General features: G+C 60.8%; 16 protein-coding genes and 1 riboswitch. Of the genes, 9 read left to right on the forward strand and 7 right to left on the reverse strand.

Going from position 1 to position 14868, the window contains the following annotated elements; translation table 11 throughout:
- The first annotated feature begins 75 nt into the window (after positions 1–75).
- Positions 76–741: a class I SAM-dependent methyltransferase gene (locus tag D0544_RS04775; protein WP_125014857.1), complete on the forward strand. Its 666-nt coding sequence runs from the start codon at positions 76–78 to the stop codon at positions 739–741.
- Here the strand turns inward: D0544_RS04775 and D0544_RS17215 are convergent, their stop codons facing one another.
- Complete coding sequence (locus D0544_RS17215; RefSeq protein ID WP_207905758.1) at positions 742–1053, reverse strand: DUF1223 domain-containing protein; 312 nt, start codon at positions 1051–1053, stop codon at positions 742–744.
- 113 nt (positions 1054–1166) lie between these two features.
- Here D0544_RS17215 and D0544_RS04785 point away from each other — a divergent pair, with 113 nt between their 5' ends.
- A complete protein-coding gene (locus tag D0544_RS04785; RefSeq protein WP_125014858.1) occupies positions 1167–1766 on the forward strand; it encodes a DUF924 family protein in 600 nt (199 codons plus the stop codon).
- On the opposite strand, the gene D0544_RS04790 is transcribed toward D0544_RS04785, so the two are convergent.
- The 3 genes from D0544_RS04790 to rarD all read right to left on the reverse strand — a co-directional run bounded on the left by D0544_RS04790 (position 1763) and on the right by rarD (position 3809).
- Positions 1763–2080: an AzlD domain-containing protein gene (locus tag D0544_RS04790; protein WP_125014859.1), complete on the reverse strand. Its 318-nt coding sequence runs from the start codon at positions 2078–2080 to the stop codon at positions 1763–1765. The genes D0544_RS04785 and D0544_RS04790 overlap by 4 nt on opposite strands.
- Positions 2077–2826, reverse strand: a complete 750-nt coding sequence (locus tag D0544_RS04795) for an AzlC family ABC transporter permease (protein ID WP_243647245.1) — start codon at positions 2824–2826, stop codon at positions 2077–2079. The genes D0544_RS04790 and D0544_RS04795 overlap by 4 nt, the downstream gene beginning before the upstream one ends.
- Before the next feature lie 89 nt (positions 2827–2915).
- Entirely contained in the window at positions 2916–3809 is an 894-nt protein-coding gene (gene rarD / locus D0544_RS04800) for an EamA family transporter RarD (protein ID WP_207905759.1), read from the reverse strand.
- A gap of 239 nt (positions 3810–4048) precedes the next feature.
- Between rarD and D0544_RS04805 the strand changes: the two genes are divergently transcribed.
- Positions 4049–4702: a MarC family protein gene (locus D0544_RS04805; RefSeq protein ID WP_207905760.1), complete on the forward strand. Its 654-nt coding sequence runs from the start codon at positions 4049–4051 to the stop codon at positions 4700–4702.
- Between the two features lie 42 nt (positions 4703–4744).
- Here D0544_RS04805 and D0544_RS04810 read toward each other — a convergent pair whose 3' ends face one another.
- Entirely contained in the window at positions 4745–5095 is a 351-nt protein-coding gene (locus tag D0544_RS04810; protein WP_125014861.1) for a hypothetical protein, read from the reverse strand.
- A 41-nt stretch (positions 5096–5136) separates the two neighbouring features.
- Positions 5137–5239, reverse strand: a riboswitch (SAM-I-IV-variant riboswitch).
- Between the two features lie 240 nt (positions 5240–5479).
- Here D0544_RS04810 and D0544_RS04815 point away from each other — a divergent pair.
- Entirely contained in the window at positions 5480–6688 is a 1209-nt protein-coding gene (locus D0544_RS04815; RefSeq protein WP_125014862.1) for an acetyl-CoA C-acetyltransferase, read from the forward strand.
- Between the two features lie 11 nt (positions 6689–6699).
- Positions 6700–8838 carry a 3-hydroxyacyl-CoA dehydrogenase NAD-binding domain-containing protein gene (locus tag D0544_RS04820; protein ID WP_125014863.1) on the forward strand — a complete coding sequence of 713 codons (2139 nt, stop codon included), beginning with the start codon at positions 6700–6702 and terminating at the stop codon, positions 8836–8838.
- Between the two features lie 3 nt (positions 8839–8841).
- Here D0544_RS04820 and D0544_RS04825 read toward each other — a convergent pair whose 3' ends face one another.
- The gene (locus D0544_RS04825; RefSeq protein WP_125014864.1) at positions 8842–11052 is read right to left on the reverse strand and encodes a cation:dicarboxylate symporter family transporter; all 2211 of its coding nucleotides are present in this window, start codon (positions 11050–11052) and stop codon (positions 8842–8844) included.
- A 419-nt stretch (positions 11053–11471) separates the two neighbouring features.
- On the opposite strand from D0544_RS04825, the gene D0544_RS04830 reads away from it, so the two are divergent.
- From D0544_RS04830 to D0544_RS04845, 4 genes are all read left to right on the forward strand, one after another.
- Positions 11472–12149: a transglutaminase-like domain-containing protein gene (locus tag D0544_RS04830; RefSeq protein WP_125014865.1), complete on the forward strand. Its 678-nt coding sequence runs from the start codon at positions 11472–11474 to the stop codon at positions 12147–12149.
- A 15-nt stretch (positions 12150–12164) separates the two neighbouring features.
- Positions 12165–13385: an MFS transporter gene (locus tag D0544_RS04835; protein ID WP_207905761.1), complete on the forward strand. Its 1221-nt coding sequence runs from the start codon at positions 12165–12167 to the stop codon at positions 13383–13385.
- Between the two features lie 75 nt (positions 13386–13460).
- Entirely contained in the window at positions 13461–13688 is a 228-nt protein-coding gene (locus D0544_RS04840) for a MerR family transcriptional regulator (RefSeq protein WP_243647246.1), read from the forward strand.
- 2 nt (positions 13689–13690) lie between these two features.
- Positions 13691–14236, forward strand: a complete 546-nt coding sequence (locus D0544_RS04845; RefSeq protein ID WP_125014866.1) for a MerR family DNA-binding transcriptional regulator — start codon at positions 13691–13693, stop codon at positions 14234–14236.
- 5 nt (positions 14237–14241) lie between these two features.
- Here the strand turns inward: D0544_RS04845 and D0544_RS04850 are convergent, their stop codons facing one another.
- Positions 14242–14811, reverse strand: a complete 570-nt coding sequence (locus D0544_RS04850) for a peptidylprolyl isomerase (protein WP_125014867.1) — start codon at positions 14809–14811, stop codon at positions 14242–14244.
- Positions 14812–14868: the final 57 nt, after the last annotated feature.

Raw genomic sequence — 14868 nt, forward strand, 5'->3', positions numbered from 1 at the left:
GGGGCCGGCCAATCCAAAGAGAGTGGCCGGCCCTGTACGTATCTGGAAACGGCCTTTCTGCCCCCTGACCCTGAAATGACCTGCGAGCTCGACCGTTTTTTGCAGCAGCGGATCCCCGGTGCTGCTGTCTGCCCCCAGCGCTTACCCGGTTGTGGAGCGCTTCAGCTCTACCTGATCGACCCCCGGAGTGTTCAACGGCATTACAGCACCGAGCAGATGCTGGCCATTATGCAGCAGCCCGCCTACTGGAGCCTCTGTTGGGGTAGTGGACTGGCGCTGGCGCGTTATCTGTTGAACCAGCCCCAGCGGGTGGCGGGTAAGCGGGTGCTGGACTTTGGGGCCGGTTCAGGCGTGGTGGCGGTTGCCGCCGCCCTGGCGGGAGCCCGTCAGGTGATCGCCTGCGACATCGATCCCCAGGCCCTTGCCGCCACCTCCGCCAACGCCCGCCTGAACGGGGTGGAGGTGGAGCTGCTCGACGACTTCGCAGGGCTTGAGGCTCCGGTGGACCTGCTGGTTGCCGCCGATGTGCTCTATGATCGTGCTAACCTGCCGCTGCTGGAGCAGTTTTGTCGGTGCGCCGACTCGGTGTTGGTCGGGGATTCTCGTATTCGCAATTTCCAGGTCGCCCCCTACCGGCGTATTGCCCGGATGTCCTGTGGTACCTTTCCTGATCTGGATGAGTTTGAGGAGTTTTCCCAGGTCAGTCTCTATGAGACCCAGCCTGAGGCTGGCTCCCCCTGATCAGGGGGTCCACCAGCCTCCCACCGCCTGCAGCGGTTGCAGGCGGTCGCCGCGACCGACCCAGGCCGATATCGCCAGGGGAACCCCCTGGGGGGCGATGGGGTCCGGTAGCGGCAGCCGCCACTGTAGCCCCTGCCAGAGTTGGGGGTGATGCTTAAGGGAGCTGAACCTCCGGTCCGCCGGCGGGCAGCTACTGCAGCCTTGTGAGGTGTAAAGCTCCAGCAGGGGCGTGTGACGGCTACCACTGTTGATTTGCCAACCCCAGCTGGGCAGCGATAGCATGAGCAGTAGCAGAATCGAGCTTCGGGCCATCTTCGTCTCCGTGATCCGCCTTATAGGTGCCAGGGGCCATTCCCAATAGACCCGCCAGCGCCGGGAATGATTTCACCGGATTCTGCAAACCCATCCACCGGGACGGAGTATTCATGAATGAGACACCTGAGATAACCGCCGTTCTCGACTTTTGGTTCGCTGATCGAGCCGGCTTTCCTCCGGGTGGAAAAGCACTCTGGTGGGGGAAAAGTGAAGCGGTCGACCGCTATGTCCGCGACCAGTTTGGCGAGTTGCTGGGGCGTCTATCCCGCAAGAGGCCACCCCTGTTGGAGGACAGCCCAAGGGGGCGCCTGGCCAGCATTCTTTGCCTGGATCAGTTTCCCCGCCACCTCTACCGGGGGCGGGAGCGGGCCTTTGCCTGGGACCGACGTGCCCGAGCCCTGGTGCGGGGTGGATTGGCGCAGGGGCAGGATCAATCCCTGGCGCCGATGGAGCGGGTGTTTTTCTACCTGCCATTGGTGCACAGCGAAGCGCTGGAGGACCAGGATCAAGCGATTCTGCTGCTGGAAGCGCTGCGCCAAGAGGTCACTGAAGCGGACGGTAAGGATGTCGATGGCAGTCTGCAATCGGCTCGCCGACATCGGCAGATTATTGCCCGTTTCGGCCGATTCCCCCACCGCAACCGGGCGCTTGGGCGGCAGAGTAGCGAGGAGGAGCGGGTGTTTCTTACCCAACCCGGTTCCTCCTTCTAGAGGATCAGGTGTTTGAGCAGCAGGAAGACGCACATGCCGACGACGATGGTCAGCAGCAGGTGGCGGCTGAACCAGGCCACCGCCACGGCGATCAGGGCGCCCAGCAGGTAGGGGTTATCCAGTGTCAGCCAGGTCTCTCCCGAGGGCATCAGCACCGCCGGTACGATAATGGCGGTTAGCACCGCCGGCGGAACGTAGCGCAGTGCGTCGGCCACAGCGGGCGGAAACTGGAAACGGCCGGCGAGGGCGAAGAGGGTATAACGCACCGGAAAGGTAGCGGCCACCATACCGAGAATCAACAGCAGGTCTTTCATTTTTTGTGCTCCCGAGAACCCTTTAGCCGCTCGCAGATAACGCCGGCCAGTACGCCGCTCAGGGCCGCCAGGATCAGCCCGAGGTTGTGTGGCAGGGGGTGGGCAGCCCAGGCCATGGCGCCGGAGGTGAGCACCGCAGCCAGCATCGGCCAGTTGCGCACATAGGGGACCACCAGCCCAATAAAGGTGACCGACATGGCAAAGTCCAGCCCCCAGCTGCTCATGTCGGGAATCAGGGTGCCAAGGGTGATACCGATCAGGGTACAGAGCTGCCAGTTACCCCACATGGCCAGGTTCGAACCCAAAAAGAACCAGTGGTTGTTGGGGCGAGGTGCTTCGTTGAGGTAGCGTGAGGCCACCACCGCATAACTCTCATCCGTCAGGCCGAACGCCAGTAGTACCCGCCAGCGTTGAGGCAGGTGGCGGACATAGGGGACCAGGGATGCGGCGTAGAGAAGGTGACGAAGGTTCACCACGAAGGTGGTGAGGACAATGATTGCCGGACTGCTCCCGAGTGCAAGCAGCCCGACCGCAATAAACTGGGAGGAGCCGGCAAACACAAACAGCGACATCGCCATTGCGGTCCAGGCCGAGAGGCCATTGGTGACCGCCAGGGTGCCAAAGATAATGCCAAAGGGGATGGCGCCGACAATCAGGGGGATGGTATTGCGAGCCCCCGACAGCAACTCCTCCCCAATAGAGGGAAGCGGAGAGGTTAAATGGGTGTAATCGGAGGTTGTTGGCACGGTTACTCCCTGTCCCTGTGCGCGAAAAGAAAAATTGCCGGACTCTGAAATAGCCCGGCCTCTGCTGAATATGGGGGGTGGCTGCTGTTTTACAAGCGGCGTTTTCGCTGTTGATGCCAGGCGTCGAGGCTGAACACCAACAGCGCCGTCCAGATAATACCGAACACCACCAGTTTGTCATGGCTGAAGGGCTCATGGTAGACGGTGATCGCTATGGTAAAGGCGATGGAGGGGGCCAGGTACTGGATAAAGCCGACGGTGGCCAGCGAGAGGCGGGTAGCGGCGGCGTTAAACCAGACCAGGGGGACGGTGGTAATCACTCCGGCCAGAATCAACAGTGCAGCGGTGTCGGGCAGTTGCAGGCTGAAGCTGGAGCGCTGCTGAACCACCAGGTAACCGAGGTAGGCCAGGCAGAGAGGGAGCAGGAGCAGGGTCTCAATGGCCAGCCCGGGAACCGCCGCTACTGCCACCTTTTTGCGTACCAGTCCGTAGAAGCCGAAGCTGAAGGCCAGGATCAGTGCCACCATCGGGATGCTCCCCAGCACCAGCAGCTGGTAGCCCACGGCGCTGAGCGCCAGCAGCACGGCGATGGTCTGCCCCCGGTTGAGACGCTCGCCCAGAAACAGCATGCCCAGCAATACATTGACCAGGGGGTTGATGAAATACCCCAGGCTGGTTTCCAGAATGCGCTCGTTGGCCACGGCCCAGATAAAGGTCAACCAGTTGGCCGCTACCAGCAGCGCCGAGAGGAGAAGGAGCTTTAGTTTGCGGGGATCGCGCAGAAGATCCCGGGTCAGGGTCCATTGGCGGGCGATGGTGATCAGCCCCATCAGCAGTAGCACTGACCACAGGATGCGGTGTGCCAGCACCTCCAACGGCGGGACATCAGCGACCGCCTTGAAGTAGATCGGGGCGATACCCCAGAAGGTGAAGGCGGCGAGGGCAAAGAGTATGCCCTTGGTCGATTCGGATCGCTGTTGCACGAAGGGGTTCCCGAACAGGTGAGTTATCCTCAGGGTACTGGTTATCCTGAAGGCAAAGTGGTCCGGTGCGCTTGGGGCCGGCGCGACCGGGGCCGGCTATTATGGCGGGATTTGCCGCGCTTGCCACTCCCTTGCTGATGAAAAGATCGCTGCAGGGGGTGGGTGGGCGTCTATAGTGAACGAAGCGGGTAGGCAAAACGGTGCCCGTTCGCAACCACTAGAGGGATGGGGACGCGGGTATGATGCACAATATGGTGGAGTTTTTTTTGCTCTGCGTAACCTCCCTGTTTACGGTCGTGAACCCCCTGAGCGTCACCCCCATATTCACCTCCATGACCTCGCAGCTGGATCGCAAGATCACACGGCGGGTGGCGGGCAAAGCGACCCTCACAGCGGCCATCATTCTTGTGCTCTTCGCCATTACCGGTGAGTTTGTGTTTCGTGTCTTCTCCATCACCGTTGACAGCCTGCGCATCGTCGGTGGGGTGATCTTCTTCATTATGGGGTACGAGATGATCCAGGCGCGGCTCAGCAGGATCCGCTTCGACAAGGACAACCTTCACGAGATGGAGTCCTATACCCAGGATATCGCCATCACCCCGATTGCCATTCCTCTGATTGCCGGGCCCGGAGCCATCGCATCGGTCATCATCCTGATGAGCACCCACGGGGGGGTGGAGTACCACCTGGTGCTTTTTGTCTCGATTGCGCTGGTGTCCCTGGTGACCTACCTGTTCCTGCTGTTTGCCACGCCGATCATGGATCGGCTGGGGGAGAGCGGTAACAAGGTCCTGTTGCGGATCATGGGGCTGATCGTGATGGTGATCGGGGTCGAGTTTTTTATAAGCGGCCTGACCCCCATCCTGCGGCGCATCCTGATGATTGAAGCCTAGCGCCATCGACTGCGGCACGGCCAGGGCCAGCGACTGGAAGTGTCAGGCGGCGGTTGCGGCCGGGTCCGGGGCAGGGCCCGTAATGGGTTGCTGGCGGGTGCGCAGACCGCTGATCTGTGGCAGAACCACCGTTGAAGCCTGTTGCCCGAGAAACTGTTGTGCCTGCTCAATGGAGGCAAAGCGCCACTGGCGATAACGGCTGGCGCGGGTAGCATCGCGGTATTCGATGTAGAGAAACACCACCGCCTCGCCCTCGCGATAGCGCGCGCTGGAGAGCCAGCAGTAGAGCGGGCAGTGATAGTGGAGGTGCTCAATCACCTGGGCGGGCGCCTCCCTTGACGGTTGCCGGGGCTGGCAAGCGGGGAGCTCTGCCACAATGGGTCTGATAGACATACTGTTCTCCAATAAACAGAGAACTGACGTTAAGGTACGGGGAAATCCTAGATGGTTGCCGCGGGGGCCACATCTCCGTTACCGGAATCCACCTTGCCTAGGGGCAGGTTGGAGAGGACGTCAGTCCTTCTCTTGATGCATGAATGAATCAGCAGCCATTGTACCGTCCGGCTTGACGCGCTGGCAAGCGGGGACCCTGGCTGTCCTATTCGGTCACTGGGATTGACCATTGCGGCCATCGTCAATGCCAATGGCGATCCAGTAGGGTGTGAGACAGAGCTGAAACCGGGCTTGCTTGCGGGCCGGTCCCGGTAACGGCAGCGCCTCCCAACACACATAACAACGAGCCGTTCCACGCGAGTGGTCAGGGCCAATGAGGAACCTATGAGCACAGAAGCCTTTATCTTTGATGCCATCCGAACCCCCAGGGGTAAGGGGAAGAAGGATGGATCCCTTCATACCGTCAAGCCGGTGGATCTGGTGGCGGGGTTGTTAACCGAGTTGCAGCAGCGCCATGACCTGGATACCTCCCAGGTGGATGATATTGTACTGGGCTGCGTGACCCCGGTGGGTGACCAGGGGGCGGATATCGCCAAGACCGCGGCCAGCGTGGCTGATTGGGATATATCGGTGGCGGGTGTCCAGATCAACCGTTTTTGTGCCTCGGCGCTGGAGGCCCTGAATATGGGGGCCATGAAGGTGGCCTCTGGTTGGGAAGACCTGGTGGTTTGTGGCGGCGTCGAATCGATGTCGCGGGTGCCCATGGGCTCCGACGGCGGAGCCTGGGTCGCGGATCCGGCCACCAATATTCACACCGATTTTGTACCCCAGGGGATCGGCGCCGACCTGATCGCCACTATCGAGGGGTTCAGCCGTGAGGAGGTTGACCGCTTTGCACTGGGGTCCCAGCAAAAAGCCGCTGCCGCCCGTGACAGCGGGCGCTTTGATCGCTCGGTGGTGCCGGTCACTGACCAGAATGGCATTGTGCTGCTGGCCAGGGATGAGTTCATCAAACCCCAGAGCACCATGGAGGGGTTGGCCCAGCTGCGACCCTCCTTCGAGGCGATGGGGGCCATGGGTTTCGACGACACCGCCCTGCGGGTCTACTCCCACATCGAGCGTATCAACCATGTTCATACCCCCGGCAACTCTTCCGGCATTGTCGACGGCGCCACCACGGTGCTGATCGGCAGCGAGCGCAAGGGGCGTGAGCTGGGTCTGACCCCGCGGGCACGCATTGTGGCCACCGCCGTCACCAGTACCGACCCCACCATCATGCTGACCGGTCCTGCACCCGCCGCGCGCAAGGCCCTGGCCCGGGCGGGCATGAGTGTGGATGAGATCGACCTGTTTGAGGTCAATGAGGCCTTTGCCTCGGTGGTGTTGAAGTTCATCAAGGATATGGGGGTCGATCCGGCCAGTGTGAATGTCAACGGAGGCTCCATCGCCATGGGCCACCCCCTGGGCGCTACGGGAGCGATGATTGTGGGCACCCTCATCGACGAGCTGGAGGCACGTGGACAGCGCTATGGCCTGGCTACCCTCTGTGTCGGTGGTGGTATGGGTATCGCAACAATCGTGGAACGGGTATAGGGGATAGAAACATGAGTGCAATTCGATTTGAAAAAGATGCCGACAACATCGTCACCCTGGTGCTCGACAACCCGGGCCAGTCGGCCAATACCATGAACGCCGATTTCCGCGCCGCCTTCGAGGAGGTCGTGGTGCGGATTGAGGCCGAGCAGGCGGATATCAGCGGCATTGTGCTGACCAGCGCCAAGAGTACTTTTTTTGCCGGCGGTGACCTCAATGAGTTGATCTCGGTGGCGGAGGCGGCCCCTTTCTATGAGATGGTAAACCGCCTCAAGGCGGGTATGCGTCGGCTTGAAACCCTCGGTAAGCCGATGGTGGCGGCGATTAATGGCGCTGCACTGGGTGGCGGCTGGGAGCTGGCCCTGGCCTGTCACCACCGCATCTGTCTTGACAGCCCCAAGGTGAGCATCGGACTGCCGGAGGTCACCCTGGGACTGCTGCCCGGTGGCGGGGGGGTGGTGCGGATGGTCCGTCTATTGGGATTGGAGAAGGCGCTGCCCTACCTGATGGAGGGCAAGCAGGTTAAACCCGAGGCAGCACTTAAGGCGGGCCTGGTGCACGAGCTGGTTGCTTCCCCGGAGGAGCTGGTCAGCCGCGCGAAGGAGTGGGTCAAGGCCAACCCTAAGGCGCAGCAGCCCTGGGATGAGAAGGGCTATCGCCTGCCGGGGGGCACTCCCTCTTCCCCCCATGTGTTCCAGATGCTCTCCATCGCACCCTCCATGCTGCGGCAGAAAACCAAGGGTTGTTTCCCTGCTCCGGAGAAGATCCTGGCGGCGGCGGTTGAGGGGGCCCAGGTCGATTTCGATAACGCCTGCCTCATCGAGAGCCGCTACTTCACCGAGCTGGTGATGTCGCCGGTGGCCAAGAACATGATCAATACCTTCTGGTTCCAGCTTAATCATATCAAGGCCGGTGGTTCCCGCCCGGACGGCTTTGCGCCCAGCCAGACCCACAAGGTGGGGGTGATCGGAGCTGGCATGATGGGAGCCGGCATCGCCTACCAATGCGCCATCAGCGGTATCGATGTGGTCCTCAAGGATGTCGCCCTTGAGAGCGCCACCAAGGGCAAGAGCTATAGCGAAGGGTTGCTGGCCAAGCGGGTTGCCCGCGGCAGCATGACCCAGCAGAAGATGGATGAGGTGCTGGCGCGTATCCAGGCCACCGACAACAGTGGTGACTTTGCCGGTTGCGACCTTATTATCGAAGCGGTGTTCGAGGATCGAGCACTCAAGGCACAAGTGACCCGTGAGGCAGAGTCGATCTGTAACCCCGATGCCCTGATCGCTTCCAACACCTCGACCCTGCCGATCACCGGCCTCGCCGAGGCGGTGCCGGACCCCAGCCGCTTTATCGGTCTGCACTTCTTCTCGCCGGTGGACAAGATGCCGCTGGTGGAGATCATCTGTGGAGAAAAGACCTCCGACGAAGTGCTGGCCAAGGCCTTCGACTTTGTACTGCAGATTCGCAAAACCCCTATCGTGGTGAATGATAGCCGAGGATTTTTCACTTCTCGCGTATTCGGTACCTTCACTAACGAAGGGATTGCCATGCTGGGGGAGGGGGTCGAACCCGCCCTGATCGAGAAGGAAGCGGTCAAGGCGGGTATGCCGGTTGGGCCGTTGGCGATCTCCGACGAGGTCAGCATGAGCCTGATGAAGCATATCCGTGCACAGACTGAGTCCGACCTGGCCGCCGAGGGCAAAGTTATGCCCGCTCACCCTGCTATCGCAGTGATCGACACCATGGTCGATCAGCTCAAACGTCCCGGTCGGGCGGCGGGCGCAGGCTTTTATGACTACCCCGAGGGCGGTAAAAAACGGCTGTGGAGTGGTTTAAAGGAGCAGTTCGTCCGTAGTGAGCAGCAGATCAGTCGGCAGGATGTGCGTGATCGCCTGCTCTTTATCCAGGCGATCGAAACGGTTCGTTGCCTGGAGGAGAAGGTGCTGCGTTCGGTGCCCGATGCCAACATCGGCAGCATCTTCGGCATCGGCTTTGCGGCCTGGAGCGGTGGTGCACTGCAGTTCATCAACCAGTATGGGCTGGCCTCCTTTGTCGATCGGGCGCGCTACCTGAGCGAGCAGTACGGGGAGCGCTTTGAACCGCCGGCACTCCTCCAGGAGATGGCAGCCAGCGGCCATCGATTCGAGTAGGGCTTACTCCCCCCGGGAGTTTCCCGGGGGGAGCATGCGCCCACTCTCCGGTTGCTGGGAGGGGGTGTCGCCCAACAGCGATTGCCACAGGGACCATCGGGGCGGCCGGGTTGCCCCGGTTTCCCCCTTGATCCAGTAGTTGAAAAACCGGTCGAGTGTGCCATCCACGGTACGCAGTTCCAGCCAGCTACGTACATAGAGCTCAAATGCCATATCGTTCCGTGCCAGGGGGAAGGCGAGGGGGACGAACAGCCGCTCCGGCTGCGGCAGGCTGATGCTGTAGTCCGGGTTGATCATGCCCCAGCCCGCAGCGGCCGTTACCCCAAACAGCAGGGCATCGTACTTGGCCATCTCCTCGCTGTCACGAAAGAACATGCGGGGGGTGGATATCTCCCAGAGCGTGGCTGTGGGCAGGATTTTTTCGAGATCAACGGCATCGGTGAAACCATCGGGTATACCGATCACCAGGCTCTCCTTTTCTCGTAGCTCACCCCAACTGCGGAATTCCCGACGCCTCTCGTAGGGTACCATAAGGGACATCAGCTCCAGGGTATAGGCCGGGGACAGGGTAAAGCGCTTGAGGTGGTTGGGGCTGGAGGCGACCCCGGAGGCGATATCCAGGTAGCCATTATTCAATAAGTGCTCGACCTCATTGCGATAGATATTCACAAACTCAATCTCTACCCCGAGATCGCGGGCCATCTGTTGGAAAATTTCGATGTCGTAGCCGACCAGATCGCCGTTCACATTATGGAAGGCATAGGGTAGCCAGTCCCGGTAGTAACCCACCCGCAGAAATCCACGCTCGCGGATTCGCTTGAGGACGGGCTGGGTGGAGATGCGAGGGGCGTTCAGCACGGTGTCGGGCACTGAGCGGACCACCTGGTGGGGGACGGGGGGGGCCATCAGCTTACGTTCGATAAACAGCTGGTAGCCGTTGTATTGGTAGTCGATAGAGGAGAAGGTGGCGTAGAGCAGGCCGATCAGGGCTGCCATTAAGGCGGCGGTAAACAGAAAGGCGTAGCTCACCCGGCGCCAGCTGACCCGCAGCATACGGGTAGCGCCGGCACCTACAATCAGGGCCATTCCAACGATAAACATCACCCCCACCAGCGCCGCGAAACGGTTGAAGAGAATCTGGTCGGTCAGCAGATAGAGTTTGAAGGTGTCCGGGTTGATATGGAATTGCTGCAGTAGCTCGGGGATGGAGAGGATCATGGGGCTGAAGAAGCTGCTGATCCCCAGCAGAGCCAGCGTCGGGTAGTCGGCCAGAGCCAGGTCCTTGCCGCTGAACCAGCCGGCAAAGATCACGAAGATATAGCCCAGCATCTTGCCGGCCGTGGGCAGACTGTAGCTGATGGGGACGATCACATCGATGATCGACAGTCGTCGCTTGCGTGCGGTGGCATGCTGCCTGGCCAGCTGCTGGGTGCGGTAGCTGATCATCGGCAGCACCACAAACAGGTTACCGGTCGCAAAGGCAGTGACCAGGGCATCCCGGCTGCAGGCCATGACCTCGGTGTAGCGGAAGGGGGTCAGGTTTTTGATCAGGTGGGGAAAGGCCCAGAACACCAGGAACAGCGACATTACCGACAGCAAAGTGACAAACACATAGATGCCCTTGAGCTCCTCCAGGTTGAGACTGCCTGCGGCGGCGGCGGTGATGGCAAACACCCCGTAGGGGGTGAACCGAACCACCAGCACCGACAGGCTACTGATCAGGTCACGGGCCAGTTCGAGACCCTCGAGGATGCGTTTCTTGTTATCCATGCCGATGATGGCGATCCCCATAGCGACACTGAACAGCACCACCGCCGGCACCGACTGCTGGGTAAGGGACTGGAAGGGGTTGGCGGGGATGAAACTATCCAGCGCCAGGGTTGTGGTGTCGGGCTCCAGCCAGGAGAGGCTGAAGAAGCTGGCACTGACCCGGGTGGGCAGGGCGAAGCCCGCCTGCAGCAGCAGTACGATGGTGGTAGCCCACATCAGCAGCAATGCAAGGCCACCGTATTTGGCGATGGGCAGTATCTCATGGCGTTTAAGGGAGCCGACCCCGAACATCACCGAAGTGAGGATGTAGGGCAATACCGTCATCTGCAGCAGCATCAGGAAGATCTTGCCGACCCACTCCAACGGAGCGGTCAGCTCACCCAGTAACAGGCCGCAGGCGATACCCGCAAGCAGCCCCAGCAATACTTTGGTTGCCAGACTCATGATGTGTAGTGGCCTCACCCGGTGAGCACCGCGAAGGGGCGCCCGTTGTGTAGGAAGTTTGAGTATAGAGAGCGGCCAGAGGCGCAATCAGCGACTGTCAGTGTCTTTAACAGTAGCGCAGTCTGATCCCCATGGCTTCCTCTAATCGATTGATCAATAAAGAATAATTATAAAAGGCATTGGGTTTGCAGTGGTGCGGCACAGGTCTTGTTCTGCCGGTTTTTCTATAGGGGCGGCCCGTTTTATGAAGGCTTAGTGAAGGGATTCTCATTGGCCGACCCCTTTTTTCCTGTACAGCCTTGATGCTTTTTGCCAATTCAGGGGCCGCTCTCGGCCATTGCATCGTCCCGCCGGCTGGCGGACACTCAGGTGAACCATCGCGCCATGCGCCCTTTTCCTGACCTCCTGGTGAGCCCCTTATGACTCTGGATACCTACCTGACCCCCACCCCGGCCATCGACAGCGACCACCCTCAAGTGCGCCGTTTCACCCAGGTTTCTGTGGAGGGCATAGAGGGTGTTCGGGAACAGGCGGTAGCGATCTACTACGCGGTTCGTGATGGCATCCGTTACGACCCCTATCGAATCGCTACCCGTCTGGAAAGTGCGCGTGCCAGCGCCACCCTGGCCAACGGCTATGGTTACTGCGTCTCCAAAGCGGTGCTGATGGCCGCCATGGGGCGGGTGCTGAACATCCCCACCCGGCTGGGATTCGCCGATGTACGCAATCACCTGACCTCCGATAAGCTACGGGAAGTGATGGGAAGTGACCTGTTTGCCTGGCACGGTTATGTGGAGCTTTGGATCGAGGGGCGTTGGGTGAAAGCCACCCCGGCCTTTAACCTTTCCCTCTGTGAAAAGACCGGGGTCAAGCCGTTGGAGTTTGATGGCCGTACCGATTCGATTTTTCACCCCTTCGATGCCAGTGGCCAGCGCCATATGGAGTACGTCACCGATCATGGCCAGTACGCCGATCTGCCGCTGGCACTGTTGTTGAAGGAGTACGAGCGCCACTATCCGGGTATTATGCCGGAATTGGAGCGCACAGGAGGCATCGAGGGTGATTTTGAAGCGGAGGCAAGGGCGGATATCAGCTGAGAGGAGCCGGTAGCGGTGAGCGAAACGTCCCCGCCCTCGACGGCACCGCCATCGACCCGCCAGACCCTGCTGCTGGCGGTGGCAGCCGGTTTTGCCATTCTGGCAATCAATATGGGGGTGCGGCAGTCGATGGGGCTGCTGTTGCCGGATATGGCCCAGCAGTTGCGCTGGCCCCTCGGCGATCTATCCCTCGCCTTTGGCGTACAGAACCTGGTGTGGGGCGCGGTGGCCCCCTTTGCGGGGCTGGCGGCCGAGCGTTACGGCACTCAACGGGTGTTGCTGGTCGGCGGCCTGATTTACGTATTCGGCCTGGTGTTGTTGGCGCTGAGCGAGAGCTACTGGCTCTACCAGCTCAGTAACGGCCTGCTGGTGGGGGTAGGGGTGGGGGCGACCACCTTCCCGGTGGTGCTGGCGGCGGTGGGTCGGCTGGTCGATGAACACCGGCGCTCCTTCGCTCTCGGTATTGTCAGTGCCGGCGGCTCCAGTGGCCAGTTCCTTTTCGCACTGCTCACCCAATGGGCCACCGAACACTACGGTTGGTCGTTGGCGCTGCTGTTGCTGGCGGCTTGTACCCTTATTATCCTCCTGTTCTCACCCTGGTTGAGGTCGCCCCGGGAGGCGGGGGCCGTCGCCAGTCCCCCTCTCAGTCTGCCGGCCAGCTATCGCGATGCGCGGTTGTGGCTGCTGGCTACCGGTTTTTTTGTGTGCGGGTTTCATGTGGCCTTTATCTCGGTGCACCTGCCGAACCTGGTGGCGATCTGCGGTCTGCAGCCCGAGGTGGCGGGTAACGCCCTGGCGTTGATCGGCCTGGTGAATGTGGGGGGGGTGATCCTCGCCGGCTGGCTGGGGGGGCGCCACCACAAACCCTATCTGCTTTCGCTCATCTACCTGATGCGGGCGCTGCTGGTGGTCGTTTTTATGCTGGCCCCCAAAACCGCCCTCAGCTTCTATCTGTTCGCCGCGGTAATGGGCATGCTCTGGCTCTCCACTGTCCCCCTGACCAGTGGCAGCCTGGCGCAGTATTTTGGCATCCAGAGACTGGCCAGCCTGTTCGGCTGGGTGATGTTCAGCCACCAGGTGGGGGCCTTTGTGGGGGCCTGGTTGGCCGGCTGGGTCTTCGATACCACGGGCAACTATGACCTGATCTGGATCCTCAGCGCCGCACTGGGCGTGGTGGCGGCCCTGGTGCACCTGCCGATTCGCCCCCCCCTCCGGTTGGCCTCCAGCGAAGCCTGAACCGGCGGGATTTGACCTGTCTACGGCTTCATGGTTGAGACTGCCCTCAAACCCATCAACAACAGGAGAACACCCATGAATCAGCCCATGAACCCACCCCAGGGGGGGATCAGCAAGGAGCAGTGGGTAGAGCTGTTTGAGGCCACGGGCCTGAACGAGGCGACTATGCAACGCTGGCACCAGCTGTTTGAAGCGCGCTACCCCGAGGGGCATGCCAGCTTTTTAACCTGGCTGGGGGAGAGTGCGCAGGAGGTGGAACGGATTCGCCGCTGGTCCCGTGAGTCGGCAACGGGTCAGGAGTAGGGATGCCGGACTCCGCTATTACCATCGGTGAGATGAGCCGCCGGTTTGGACTTTCGCGCAGCGCATTGCTCTATTACGACCGTATCGGCCTGCTTTCCCCCTCGCTTCGCTCTGCCGCCAACTACCGTCTATATGGGTCTGGGGATCAGCGCCGTATGGCGTCGATCCAGCGCTACCGGGAGGCGGGGATCGCTTTGGACCGGATTGCCGCGCTGCTCGATGGCGACGGGGGAGAGATGCAGGCGCTGCTCGAGCAGCGCCTGCAGACCATTAATCGGGAGATCCAGGCGCTACGGGACCAGCAACGGCTGTTGGTGAGCCTGTTGCAGGATCGCTCTAGGTTGCAGGAGTGCCGCACCCTCGACAAACAGGGCTGGGTCAGGCTACTGGCCGCGGCGGGGATGAGTGAGGCCGATATGCGCCGCTGGCACGTTGAGTTCGAGCGCCAGGCGACGGAGGCCCACGAGGATTTTCTGCAGGGGTTGGGCATCGAGACGCAGGAGATCGGGCAGATTCGCCGGTGGTCCCGCGAGGCCACCGACGAATAAAGGGCTTATTCGATGCGGCTGGTGCCAATGATCAGGATATCTTCGCGGGGAACATTCTGGAACGGACCGCGGTTACCTGTAGGGCTCATGACGATACGATCCACCACCTCCATCCCTTCGACCACCCGGCCGAATACCGCGTAGCCCCACCCGCTCTGGCTTTCGCTACTGAAATTTAGGTAAGGGTTGTCGGCCACGTTAATGAAAAACTGGGACGTGGCGGAGTGGGGGTCCCCGGTGCGCGCCATCGCCAGGGTGCCGCGGGTGTTTTTGAGCCCGTTATTGGCTTCGTTCTTTATCGTCTCTCGGGTTTGGCGACGCAGCATGCCCGGCTCGAACCCTCCCCCCTGGGCCATAAAGTTGGGAATCACCCGGTGAAAAATCAGGCCGTTGTAAAAACCTGCGTCCACATACTGTAAAAAGTTGGCGCTGCTCAGGGGGGCTTCATCGGCAAACAGCTCAATCGTAAAGCTTCCCGCGCTGGTCTCCATTTTGACTCTGGGGTTATCCGCCTGGGTGATGGATGAAAACCCCAGTAACAGGGTCATTAACAGGGTACTAAGGCGACGGTTCATGGGGGTACTCCTTGGGTAGTAATCAATACGAGGGTTAAGGGGTTAAAGCCGGTAGTT

It is taken from the genome of Aestuariirhabdus litorea, from assembly GCF_003864255.1.
GTDB lineage: Bacteria > Pseudomonadota > Gammaproteobacteria > Pseudomonadales > Aestuariirhabdaceae > Aestuariirhabdus > Aestuariirhabdus litorea.